Source organism: Janibacter sp. UYMM211 (assembly GCF_040547045.1).
In the GTDB taxonomy this organism is placed as follows: Bacteria; Actinomycetota; Actinomycetes; order Actinomycetales; family Dermatophilaceae; genus Marihabitans; species Marihabitans melonis.
In genome coordinates this window covers 562,115-573,759 of the sequence record NZ_JBEPOY010000001.1, presented here as the reverse complement: position 1 = coordinate 573,759, position 11,645 = coordinate 562,115, and the positions used below count along the sequence as shown (strand labels likewise).

Below are 11,645 nucleotides of genomic sequence, written 5' to 3'. Positions count from 1 at the left end.
CCGACGCACCCACCACCCCACGCACCACACACCGACCGCCGGCCCACCACAGCCGGCACCCGAGGAGAAGAGACAGATGACGGAGCTCTCGATCCGTCCGGAGGAGATCCGGGACGCCCTGGACGGCTACGTCCAGTCCTACAACCCGGGCGCGGCCTCCCGTGAAGAGGTCGGCCGCGTCACCGACGCCGGTGACGGCATCGCCCACGTCGAGGGCCTGCCCTCGGCGATGACCAACGAGCTGCTCGAGTTCGAGGACGGCACCCTCGGCATCGCGCTCAACCTCGACGTGCACGAGATCGGTGTCGTCGTCCTCGGTGACTTCGCGAAGATCGAGGAGGGCCAGGAGGTCAAGCGGACCGGCGAGGTCCTCTCGGTCCCCGTCGGCGACTCCTTCCTCGGCCGCGTCGTCAATCCCCTCGGTCAGCCCATCGACGGTCTCGGCGAGATCACCAGCGAGGAGCGCCGCGCGCTCGAGCTGCAGGCGCCGACCGTCGTCCAGCGCAAGTCGGTGCACCAGCCGCTGCAGACCGGCCTGAAGGCCGTCGACGCGATGACCCCGATCGGCCGTGGCCAGCGTCAGCTGATCATCGGTGACCGCCAGACCGGCAAGACCACGGTCGCGGTCGACACGATCATCAACCAGAAGCAGTTCTGGGAGACCGGCGACCCGGAGAAGCAGGTCCGCTGCATCTACGTCGCCATCGGCCAGAAGGGCTCGACGATCGCCGCGGTCAAGGGCACCCTCGAGGAGGCCGGTGCGATGGAGTACACGACCATCGTCGCGGCCCCCGCGTCCGACGCCGCCGGCTTCAAGTACCTCGCCCCCTTCACCGGCTCGGCCATCGGCCAGCACTGGATGTACCAGGGCAAGCACGTCCTCATCGTCTTCGACGACCTGTCCAAGCAGGCCGAGGCCTACCGCTCCATGTCGCTGCTGCTGCGCCGCCCGCCGGGCCGCGAGGCCTACCCGGGCGACGTCTTCTACCTGCACTCGCGTCTGCTCGAGCGGTGCGCGAAGCTCTCCGACGAGCTCGGTGCGGGCTCGATGACTGGTCTGCCGATCATCGAGACGAAGGCGGGCGACGTCTCGGCGTACATCCCGACCAACGTCATCTCGATCACCGACGGCCAGATCTACCTCCAGGCCGACCTCTTCAACTCCAACGTCCGCCCGGCCATCGACGTGGGCGTCTCCGTCTCCCGCGTCGGCGGTGCCGCGCAGATCAAGGCGATGAAGTCGGTCTCGGGTCGTCTCAAGCTCGACCTCGCCCAGTACCGCGCTCTCGAGGCCTTCGCGATGTTCGCCTCCGACCTCGACCCCGCGAGCAAGCAGCAGCTCGCCCGCGGCGCGCGTCTCGTCGAGCTGCTCAAGCAGAAGCAGGCCGACCCGCTGCCCGTCGAGCAGCAGGTCGTCTCGATCTGGGCCGGCACCACCGGTCAGCTCGACAGCATCCCGGTCGAGGACGTCCAGCGCTTCGAGGCCGACTTCCTCGACCACCTGCGTCGCACGAAGCAGGAGCTGCTCGACGCGATCCGCGAGACCGGCAAGTTCGAGGACTCGACCGAGTCCGCGCTCCAGTCCGAGATCGACTCCTTCAAGGCTGGCTTCCAGCCCCGGGGCGACGCGGGCACCACGGTCGAGAGCTCCGAGGACGGCGACGACGCCCTCGACTCCGACCAGGAGCAGATCGTCCGCCAGAAGCGCTGACCACGAGGTCCGGGCGAGCACCGCTCGCCCGGACCGGTCAGCCGGCCGCACCCGCGGCCACCCCCACAGACATCCCCTTCGCGACAAGACCCAGAGAGGCGGCAACGTATGGGAGCGCAGATCCGGGAGTACCGGCAGCGCATCCGGTCCGTCAGCGCGACCAAGAAGATCACGCGGGCCATGGAGCTCATGGCGGCCTCCCGCGTCGTCAAGGCGCAGCAGGCCGTGCGTGCATCCACGCCGTACGCCCGCGCGCTGACCCGCGCGGCCTCGGCCGTGGCGACCTTCTCCGACGAGGAGCACGCGCTCACCAGCGAGGCCGAGCAGGTCCGTCGGGCCGCCGTGCTCATCATCTCCGCGGACCGTGGCCTCGCCGGTGGCTACAACGCCAATGTGCTCAAGGAGAGCGAGCGCCTCGTCGCCCGTCTCCAGGACGAGGGCAAGGAGGTCGTCCCCTACCTCGTGGGCCGTCGCTCGGTGAACTTCTACAGCTTCCGCAAGCGCGAGTTCGCGGCGCAGTGGACCGGCTTCTCCGAGAAGCCGACCTTCGAGGACGCCCGCGAGATCGGCAGCCGCCTCGTCGAGGACTTCGTCAAGGACACCGAGGGCGAAGGGGGAGTGGACGAGGTCCACGTCGTCTTCACCCGCTTCGTCTCGATGGTCGCGCAGGAGCCCGAGGTCATCCGGCTGCTGCCCCTCGAGGTCGTCGACGGCGTCGAGGAGCCCGAGGAGTCGGAGATCTTCCCGCTCTACGAGTTCGAGCCGAGCGTGGACGAGCTGCTCGACGCGCTGCTGCCGAAGTACGTCAACGCGCGGATCTTCAACTGCCTCCTCCAGGCGGCCGCCTCCGAGCTCGCGGCGCGTCAGCGCGCGATGAAGTCGGCGACCGACAACGCCGAGGAGCTCATCAAGATGTACACCCGTCTGGCGAACCAGGCCCGCCAGGCTGAGATCACGCAAGAGATTTCCGAGATCGTCGGCGGCGCGAGCGCCCTCGCCGAGTCCAAGTAAGAAGGACAGGTAATGACTGCCACCATCGAGTCCACCCAGGACACCCCCCAGGCCGGCGGCGTCGGCCGGATCTCCCGCATCATCGGCCCCGTCGTCGACGTCGAGTTCCCGGCTGACGCGATGCCCGAGCAGTACAACCTGCTCACCAGCGAGATCGCGAGCACCGGACAGGGCAGCGAGAGCCGCACGATCAACCTCGAGGTCGCCCAGCACATCGGCGACAACATGGTCCGCGCGATCTCCCTGCAGCCCACCGACGGCCTCGTCCGCGGCACCCAGGTCCAGGACACCGGCGGCCCCATCACGGTGCCCGTCGGCGACGTCACGCTCGGCAGGGTCTTCAACACCACCGGCGCGGTGATGAACCTCGCCGAGGGCGAGACCCTCGACGTGCAGGAGCGCTGGGGCATCCACCGCAACGCCCCGGCCTTCGACCAGCTCGAGTCCAAGACGACGATGTTCGAGACGGGCATCAAGGTCATCGACCTGCTCACCCCGTACGTCCAGGGTGGCAAGATCGGCCTCTTCGGTGGTGCGGGCGTCGGCAAGACCGTCCTCATCCAGGAGATGATCGCCCGTGTCGCCCGCGACCACGGTGGTGTCTCCGTCTTCGCCGGTGTCGGCGAGCGCACCCGTGAGGGCAACGACCTCATGGTCGAGATGGAGGAGGCCGGCGTCCTCGGCCAGACCGCGCTGGTCTTCGGCCAGATGGACGAGCCGCCGGGCACGCGTCTGCGCGTCGCCCTGTCGGCGCTGACGATGGCGGAGTACTTCCGCGACGTCCAGAAGCAGGACGTGCTCCTCTTCATCGACAACATCTTCCGCTTCACGCAGGCCGGCTCCGAGGTCTCGACCCTCCTGGGTCGCATGCCCTCGGCCGTGGGCTACCAGCCCACCCTCGCCGACGAGATGGGTGTGCTCCAGGAGCGCATCACCTCGACGCGTGGTCACTCGATCACCTCGATGCAGGCCATCTACGTGCCCGCGGACGACTACACCGACCCGGCCCCGGCGACGACCTTCGCGCACCTCGACGCGACGACCGAGCTCTCCCGTGAGATCGCCTCGCTCGGCATCTACCCGGCCGTGGACCCGCTCACCTCGACGAGCCGGATCCTCGACCGCCGCTACATCACCGCCGAGCACTACGACACCGCGGTGCGCGTGAAGTCGATCCTCCAGCGCAACAAGGAGCTGCAGGACATCATCGCGATCCTCGGCATCGACGAGCTCTCCGAGGAGGACAAGATCCTCGTCAACCGGGCTCGCCGGATCCAGCGCTTCCTGTCGCAGAACACCTACGTCGCGAAGCAGTTCACCGGCATCGAGGGCTCGACGGTCTCCCTGGCGGACACCATCGAGGCCTTCACGAAGATCTGCGACGGCGAGTACGACCACGTCGGCGAGCAGGCCTTCTTCATGTGCGGTGGCCTCGACGACGTCGAGCGCCAGTGGGCGGAGATCCAGAAGAACCTCTGACCTCGCAGCACCGGTCAGCCAGAGCCCGTCCCCGACCTCGTCGAGGGCGGGCTCTCGCCGTGCCCGGCGCCAGATAGGATCACGCGCATGAGCATGCCTCCGCCGCCTTCCGGTCAGCCGCACGGATACCCGCAGGGACAGGGTCCCGGCCAGGGCCAGGGCCAGACGCCCGGCCAGGGCTACGGCTCCGCGCCGTCCTACCAGGCTCCCGGCGGTCCCGGTGGCGACGCCTCGCGCAGCCAGTACTACGTCTCGGCCATGGGCCAGGAGTACGGCCCGATGGGCTACCAGGACCTCGCCGGCATGGCGATGTCGGGCCAGCTCAAGGGCGACGCCCCGGTGCGCACCTCGCCGCAGGGCCAGTGGTTCCAGGCCAAGCAGGTGCCCGGGCTCTTCAGCAGCCGCGAGTGGATGACGACGCTGCTCCTGTCGATCTTCGTCGGTGGCTTCGGGGTCGACCGCTTCTACCTCGGGCAGACCGGTCTCGGCGTCCTCAAGCTCCTCACGTGCGGCGGGCTGGGCATCTGGTCTCTCGTCGACGTCATCCTCGTCGCCACCCGCAAGATGGTCGACGCCGACGGACGCCCGCTGCCGTGACCCACGCACCCGTGGGCGGACCGCCCCAGAACCCCCCGGGGCCTCCCGCCCCGCAGGGGCCGGTCCATCTCGCCCGCGGGTACAGCCTGAGCGCGCGCGCCACCGCGATCGCGCTCGGCGCCGTCGGCGCGGTCGGCATCGGCATCGCCGCCCTGTGGCCGGTCGGCGACGTCGACTCGGGCCGGCCCTCGTGCGTCTTCCGCCTCCTCTTCGGCATGCCGTGCCCCGGGTGCGGCATGACCCGTGCGTGGGTCCACGTCGCCCACGGCGACGTGGCGGGGGCCTTCTGGTACAACCCCTTCGGCCTGCTGCTCATGGCGATGGCGGCCTTCGCCGCGCTCTACGTCGCGTACGCGCTCGTGCGTCGCCGACCGCCCGAGCGGATGCTCGGCTGGATCTCGGCCAAGCCCGCGGTCGTGCTCTTCGGGCTGTGGATCGGCTGGTCGGTCTTCCGCGTGTGGAGCATCTCGCAGGGCCACGACACCTGGTCCGTCGTCGTCGCCTGAGACCGGTCGGGCGCACCCACGGGGCGCCGGTACGATAGACCCTGGACAACCCTCCCGACCCCGAAGGACTCCCACGTGAGCGCCCTGAACGTTGAGCTCGTCGCCGCCGACCGCAAGGTCTGGTCCGGCGAGGCCCGCATGGTCCGAGCCCGCAGCATCGACGGCGAGATCGGCATCATGCCGGGTCACACGCCCCTCCTCGGCGTCCTCGTCGAGGGTGACGTCGTCATCACGACCGAGGGCGGTGAGCGCACCGCGAGCGTCGACGGCGGCTTCCTCTCGGTCGACCACGACACGGTGACGATCGTCGCCGAGACCGTCTCCACGACGACTCGTTGATCTGACGACGTCGTGAGCGCGCTCCAGGTCGCCGAGCTGGTCCTGGGCCTCGCGCTGCTCCTCGTCGTCCTCCTCTTCGCAGGACTCGTCCTGCGCCGCCGGGCCATCTCCGGCGGCTACCCCCTGGCGCTCGCCGCGGTCAGCCGCGACGGGCGCCGGTGGCGTCTGGGCCTGCTGCGTCTGGGGCCCCAGACCCTCTCGTGGTACCCCGTCGTCTCGACCCGGCGCCGGCCCGGGCTCGAGTGGGACCGCGCCCACCTCGAGCTGTCGACCCCCGCCGAGGAGCGCGTCACCATCCCGGGTCTCGTCGGTGCGCTGCGCGTCGACGTCGGCGACCACACGACGAGCGAGCCCACGCCCCTCGCCGTCGAGCGCGGCATCTACATGGCCATGCGCTCGTGGCTGGAGTCCTCGCCCCCCGGGCGCGACGTCAACGTCGCCTGACCCGCTCGGGCTCCTGCGACCGGCCGCCGCCGGGTTGCCACAGCACGTCGCCGCCGGCGTCGAGGTTGGCCACCCGGGCGAGCACGAAGAGCAGGTCCGACAGGCGGTTGAGGTAGGTCACCGCGACGAGGTTGATCCCGCCGCTGCCCCGACCCTCGCCCGGCTCGGTGCCGTGCTCCTCGACCGCGGCCCAGGCCGAGCGCTCGGCGCGCCGCACGACCGTCGTCGCGACGTGGAGGTGGGCCGAGGCGACGCTGCCGCCGGGCAGGATGAATGAGCGCAGCGGCTCGAGCCGTTCGAGATAGGTGTCGCAGTCCGCCTCGAGCTCGTCGACCCACTGCTGCAGGACCCGCAGGGGCGGGTGCTCCGGGTCGGTGGCGAGCGGGGTCGAGAGGTCGGCGCCGCAGTCGAAGAGGTCGTTCTGCACGCGCAGGAGGGTCGCGTGCACGTCCTGCGGCAGCTCGCCCGACGCCAGCGCGACGCCGATCGCGGCGTTCGCCTCGTTGGTGTCGGCGTACGCGGCCAGGCGCGGGTCGGTCTTGCGCGTGCGACCGAAGTCGCCGAGCGCCGTCGTGCCGTCGTCGCCGGTGCGCGTGTAGATCTTCGTCAGGTGGACCATGTCGCCATCGTCGCAGAGCGCGCGACGGTCGACGGCGGCGATGTGACCCATGGGTCGTGACCCGATCGTGACGGCGAGGTGCCAACCGATCGGGCTGCTCACGCGTCATAGTTCGTGACAGGCGCCGCGGGGGCGGCGCCGGCAGGGAGCATGATGAGCAGCATCGCCAGCCTCGTCCCGGTCGGGGGCGGCAGCAGCCGTGTCCGGGTGCAGGTCCCGCTCTCGCGCGCGACGGCACCCGACGTGCGCGACGAGCTCGCCAGCCTCATCCGCAGCGGAGAGGGCCCGATCCTGCTCGACATGAGTGCCTCCGGGGTCCTCGACCCCGCCGGGATGGCCACCCTCGTCGCCGCCCACGTCCGCGCGGCCGAGCACGGTCGCCGGCTGCGCGTCGTCGGCGCCGACGAGCGCACCCGCCGCCTCCTGCTGCGGGCCGGCCGACGCCGGATCATCCTCGAGCAGACGGCCGCCGAGCGGCCTGTCGTGCCGGCCCGACGTCGGGCCGCCGCGGTCTGATGAAGCCGGGCTCGCCCCCTTCGGTGTGGTGCCTTTCACCGTCGGGAGGTCTGCCCACGCGCAAGCCGCGCCGGTAGTTTCGCGACATGCCTGACGCCACCGACGTGCCCACCCCCGCGGCCGCCCCCGCGCGACCCGAGCGGGACCGGCCGTGGGTGATGCGCACCTACGCCGGTCACTCCTCGGCCGCCGCCTCCAACGCCCTGTACCGGCGCAACCTCGCGAAGGGGCAGACCGGGCTCTCCGTCGCCTTCGACCTCCCGACGCAGACCGGCTACGACCCCGACCACGTCCTCGCCCGCGGCGAGGTGGGCAAGGTCGGGGTGCCGATCTCGCACATCGGCGACATGCGTCAGCTCTTCGAGGAGATCCCCCTGGGGGAGATGAACACCTCGATGACGATCAACGCCGTCGCGATGTACCTCCTCGCGATGTACCAGGTCGCCGCCGAGGAGCAGGCCGAGGCGAGCGGGGAGGACCCGGCCGACGTCGTCGCCCGGCTCGCCGGCACGACGCAGAACGACATCATCAAGGAGTACCTGAGCCGGGGGACCTACGTCTTCCCGCCCGGGCCCTCGATGCGGCTCATCACCGACATGGTCAACTACACGGTCACGACGATCCCGAAGTGGAACCCGATCAACATCTGCAGCTACCACCTGCAGGAGGCGGGGGCCACCCCGGTGCAGGAGATCGCCTACGCGATGAGCACGGCGATCGCCGTGCTCGACGCCGTGAGGGACTCCGGCGTCGTCGCCCCCGAGGACTTCGGCACGGTCGTCGCCCGGATCTCCTTCTTCGTCAACGCCGGGGTGCGCTTCGTCGAGGAGATGTGCAAGATGCGCGCCTTCGTCCAGCTGTGGGACGAGCTGACGCGCGAGCGCTACGGCGTCGAGGACGCCCGGCAGCGCCGCTTCCGCTACGGGGTCCAGGTCAACAGCCTGGGCCTGACCGAGGCCCAGCCCGAGAACAACGTCCAGCGCATCCTGCTCGAGATGCTCGCCGTCACCCTGAGCAAGGACGCCCGTGCGCGGGCGGTGCAGCTGCCCGCGTGGAACGAGGCGCTCGGTCTGCCGCGCCCGTGGGACCAGCAGTGGTCGCTGCGCATGCAGCAGGTGCTCGCCTACGAGACCGACCTGCTCGAGCACGAGGACCTCTTCACCGGCTCGCGCGTCGTCGAGGGCAAGGTCGCCGAGCTCGTCGAGGGGGCGCGCGCCGAGATGGCCCGGGTCGCCGAGCTGGGCGGGGCCGTCGCGGCCGTCGAGTCGGGCTACATGAAGTCGGCCCTCGTGGCCAGCCACGCGCTGCGTCGCCAGCGCATCGAGGACGGGCAGGAGGTCGTCGTCGGGGTCAACCGCTTCGAGAGCACCGAGCCGAACCCCCTGACCGCCGACCTCGACAGCGCGATCCAGACCGTCGACGCCGGGGTCGAGGCCGCGGCCGCGCAGGCCGTGCGCAGCTGGCGCGAGGAGCGTGACGCCGACGCCGAGCGCGGCCCGCGTGCCGCGGCCGCCCTGGAGCGCCTGCGGGCGGCGGCGGGCACGGAGGAGAACCTCATGGAGGCCTCGCTCGAGTGCGCCCGCGCCGGCATCACCGTCGGCGAGTGGGCCCAGGCCCTGCGCGACGTCTTCGGCGAGTTCCGCGCGCCGACCGGTGTCTCTGGGTCCGTCGGCGCGGCCGACGGCGGCAGCGCCGAGCTCGTCGCGGTGCGCGAGGCGGTGCGGGGCACCGAGGCCGAGCTCGGCGAGCGGCTGCGCATCCTCGTCGGCAAGCCCGGGCTCGACGGCCACTCCAACGGCGCCGAGCAGATCGCGGTGCGCGCCCGGGACGCCGGCTTCGAGGTCATCTACCAGGGCATCCGGCTCACGCCCGAGCAGATCGTCTCGGCGGCGGTCGCCGAGGACGTCCACCTCGTCGGCATCTCGATCCTCTCGGGCTCGCACATGGAGCTCGTCCCCGACGTCCTCGACGGCCTGCGGGACGCCGGCGCGGGCGACATCCCCGTCATCGTCGGCGGCATCATCCCCGAGTCCGACGCCGCCGCGCTCAAGGCCCTCGGCGTCGCCGAGGTCTTCACCCCCAAGGACTTCGGGCTCAACGAGATCATGGCCCGCTTCGTCGAGGTGATCCGCACCTCGCGCGAGCTGCCGGCGGGGCAGGCCCAGCCGGTCTGAGGTCAGGCGAGCGAAGGGGGAGGCGGGCGCCTCCCCCTTCGTGCGTCTGCGGACCGGCTCAGCCGTCGATCGTCGACATGTCGCCGTAGCGGTCGCCGGCGACGGCGTCGCGCGGCACGGCGCGCTCGAGCGCCTGCAGGTCGTCGTCGGTGAGCTCGACGGCGGTGGCCGCGAGATTCTCCTCGAGGTAGCGCACCCGCTTCGTGCCGGGGATGGGGGCGACGTCGTCGCCCTGCGCGAGGACCCAGGCGAGGGCGAGCTGGCCGGGGGTGCACCCCTTCGCCTGCGCGATCTCGCGGACCCGCTCGACGAGGGCGAGGTTGGTCTCGCGCGCCTCGCCCTGGAATCGCGGGAAGTACGCGCTCGTGCGGCTGTCGCCCTGGCCGGGCTCGGGCAGGGCGCCGGTGAGCATCCCGCGGCCGAGCGGCGAGTACGGCACGAGGCCGATGCCGAGCTCGCGCAGGGTCGGCAGGATCTCGTCCTCGAGGTCGCGGGTGAAGAGCGAGTACTCGGTCTGCAGGGCGGTCACGGGGTGGGTCGCGTGCGCCCGGCGGATGGTCTCGGGCGAGGCCTCGGACAGGCCGATGCGGCGCACCTTGCCGGCCGCGACGAGCTCGGCCATGGCGCCGACGGTCTCCTCGATCGGCACGGTGGGGTCGACCCGGTGCTGGTAGTAGAGGTCGATGTGGTCGACACCGAGCCGCTCGAGGCTGGCGTCGCACGCCTGGCGCACGTAGTCGGGGGAGCCGTCGATGCCCAGGCGCGCGCCGTCCTCGCCGCGCTTATTGCCGAACTTCGTCGCGAGGACGACCTCGTCGCGGCGCCCGGCGAGGGCGCGCCCGACGAGACGCTCGTTGGTGAAGGGCCCGTACATGTCGGCGGTGTCGAAGAAGGTGACGCCGAGGTCGAGCGCGCGGTGGATCGTCTCGATGCCGCCCTGCTCGTCGGGGGTGCCGTAGAACTCGCTCATGCCCATGCACCCGAGACCGAGGGCGGAGACCTCGAGGTCGGTGCCGTGGGCGGCCGAGCCGAGGGTGCGGCGGGCCAGGGGAGCGGTGGGGGTGTGCTCTGTGGTCATCCCCCTACGGTGCTCCCGTCCACCCGGGCGGCGTCAAGGGTGCGTCGAAGGTGGGGCGAGGGTGGGGCGGGGTGGGCTGGGCGGCTCCGCGGTCTCGACGCGACGGCACCCGGGCAGCGCCGCGCCCCGCCGTCCCGGGCGGGGACGACGGGGCGCGGCGGACGGGCTCAGGCGCCGAGGGCCTTGGTGATCTCCCGGTTGAAGGCCGGCAGGTCGTCGGGGTTGCGGCTGGAGATGAGGTTGCCGTCGACGACGACCTCCTCGTCGACCCACTGGCCACCGGCGTTGGTGATGTCGGTGCGCAGGCTCGGCCAGGACGTGATGCGGCGCCCGTCGAGCACACCGGCCTCGACGAGGGTCCACGGGCCGTGGCAGATGACGGCGACGGGCTTGCCCGAGGTGACGAAGTCGCGGATGAAGCCCACGGCCGCCTCCTCGGTGCGCAGGGCGTCGGGGTTGGCGACGCCGCCGGGCAGGACGAGCGCGTCGAAGTCGTCGACCGAGACCGCGTCGAAGGTCTGGTCGACGGGGAAGGTGTCGGCCGCCGTGAGGTGGTTGAAGCCCTGGACCTCACCGGACTCGACGGAGACGAGCACCGGCTGCGCGCCGGCGTCCTTGACGGCCTGCCACGGCTCGGTGAGCTCGACCTGCTCGATGCCCTCGGCGGCGACCGCGAAGGCCACCTTCTTCTGGTCAGCCATGTCGGCTCCTTCTTCGCTGGACGATCAGGGGGTGCAGCCACTGTAGGCAGACGAGAGCGCCTCGTAGGGTGCGGAGATGGCGCTCTTCTGCCCGGCGACGGTGCTCCTCGCGACGTGGGTCGCCGGCGACGTCGCGACGGTGTCCGCCCAGGTCAGCGGCGAGCGCGTCGCGGTGGTCCTCCACGGCCCGGCGGCCGACGGCGCGGGGGCGGCCCGGCTCGCCGAGGCCCTCGACGTGGGGGTCGAGCGCCTGCCTGCGCTCGACCCGGGAGCCCTCGGCGAGGTCGCCGACCGCTACCGCGGCGAGTGCGTCCTCGCGCTCGCCGGACCGGGCGAGGTCGCCTCGGTCGTCGGTGAGGAGCCGGCGGGCGAAGGGGTGGTCGCCCGCCTCGAGGTCGACGAGGACGGGATCACCCGGGTGCCGTGGCCTCGCCCGTCGTGACGGTCGGTGGGGTCGGCGCGAGCGGCCG

General features: G+C 71.6%; 13 protein-coding genes. 10 read left to right on the top strand and 3 right to left on the bottom strand.

What is annotated here, in order from left to right:
* The first annotated feature begins 76 nt into the window (after positions 1-76).
* The 7 genes from atpA to ABIB53_RS02575 all read left to right on the top strand — a co-directional run bounded on the left by atpA (position 77) and on the right by ABIB53_RS02575 (position 6,087).
* Positions 77-1,711, top strand: a complete 1,635-nt coding sequence (atpA, locus tag ABIB53_RS02605; protein ID WP_201467431.1) for a F0F1 ATP synthase subunit alpha — start codon at positions 77-79, stop codon at positions 1,709-1,711.
* 108 nt (positions 1,712-1,819) lie between these two features.
* Positions 1,820-2,722 carry a F0F1 ATP synthase subunit gamma gene (locus ABIB53_RS02600; RefSeq protein WP_123092042.1) on the top strand — a complete coding sequence of 301 codons (903 nt, stop codon included), beginning with the start codon at positions 1,820-1,822 and terminating at the stop codon, positions 2,720-2,722.
* 12 nt (positions 2,723-2,734) lie between these two features.
* Entirely contained in the window at positions 2,735-4,201 is a 1,467-nt protein-coding gene (atpD, locus tag ABIB53_RS02595; RefSeq protein WP_201467430.1) for a F0F1 ATP synthase subunit beta, read from the top strand.
* A gap of 87 nt (positions 4,202-4,288) precedes the next feature.
* Positions 4,289-4,798 carry an NINE protein gene (locus tag ABIB53_RS02590; RefSeq protein WP_354587004.1) on the top strand — a complete coding sequence of 170 codons (510 nt, stop codon included), beginning with the start codon at positions 4,289-4,291 and terminating at the stop codon, positions 4,796-4,798.
* Entirely contained in the window at positions 4,795-5,304 is a 510-nt protein-coding gene (locus ABIB53_RS02585; protein ID WP_123092039.1) for a DUF2752 domain-containing protein, read from the top strand. Before ABIB53_RS02590 ends, ABIB53_RS02585 begins: the two co-directional genes overlap by 4 nt.
* Before the next feature lie 75 nt (positions 5,305-5,379).
* On the top strand, positions 5,380-5,643 hold the full coding sequence (locus ABIB53_RS02580) for a F0F1 ATP synthase subunit epsilon (protein WP_068277824.1): 264 nt from the start codon (positions 5,380-5,382) through the stop codon (positions 5,641-5,643).
* A 12-nt stretch (positions 5,644-5,655) separates the two neighbouring features.
* Positions 5,656-6,087, top strand: a complete 432-nt coding sequence (locus ABIB53_RS02575; RefSeq protein ID WP_354587003.1) for a DUF2550 family protein — start codon at positions 5,656-5,658, stop codon at positions 6,085-6,087.
* Here the strand turns inward: ABIB53_RS02575 and ABIB53_RS02570 are convergent.
* Positions 6,074-6,706, bottom strand: a complete 633-nt coding sequence (locus ABIB53_RS02570) for a cob(I)yrinic acid a,c-diamide adenosyltransferase (protein WP_354587359.1) — start codon at positions 6,704-6,706, stop codon at positions 6,074-6,076. The genes ABIB53_RS02575 and ABIB53_RS02570 overlap by 14 nt on opposite strands.
* 153 nt (positions 6,707-6,859) lie before the next feature.
* Here ABIB53_RS02570 and ABIB53_RS02565 point away from each other — a divergent pair, with 153 nt between their 5' ends.
* Positions 6,860-7,222 carry an STAS domain-containing protein gene (locus ABIB53_RS02565; protein WP_191681584.1) on the top strand — a complete coding sequence of 121 codons (363 nt, stop codon included), beginning with the start codon at positions 6,860-6,862 and terminating at the stop codon, positions 7,220-7,222.
* Between the two features lie 86 nt (positions 7,223-7,308).
* A complete protein-coding gene (locus tag ABIB53_RS02560) occupies positions 7,309-9,396 on the top strand; it encodes an ethylmalonyl-CoA mutase (RefSeq protein ID WP_502914617.1) in 2,088 nt (695 codons plus the stop codon).
* Positions 9,397-9,454: 58 nt separating this feature from the next.
* On the opposite strand, the gene ABIB53_RS02555 is transcribed toward ABIB53_RS02560, so the two are convergent.
* The gene (locus ABIB53_RS02555; protein ID WP_354587002.1) at positions 9,455-10,474 is read right to left on the bottom strand and encodes an aldo/keto reductase; all 1,020 of its coding nucleotides are present in this window, start codon (positions 10,472-10,474) and stop codon (positions 9,455-9,457) included.
* A gap of 167 nt (positions 10,475-10,641) precedes the next feature.
* Complete coding sequence (locus ABIB53_RS02550) at positions 10,642-11,175, bottom strand: type 1 glutamine amidotransferase domain-containing protein (protein WP_068277800.1); 534 nt, start codon at positions 11,173-11,175, stop codon at positions 10,642-10,644.
* Between the two features lie 76 nt (positions 11,176-11,251).
* On the opposite strand from ABIB53_RS02550, the gene ABIB53_RS02545 reads away from it, so the two are divergent.
* A complete protein-coding gene (locus ABIB53_RS02545; protein WP_201467422.1) occupies positions 11,252-11,617 on the top strand; it encodes a hypothetical protein in 366 nt (121 codons plus the stop codon).
* Positions 11,618-11,645 lie beyond the last annotated feature (28 nt).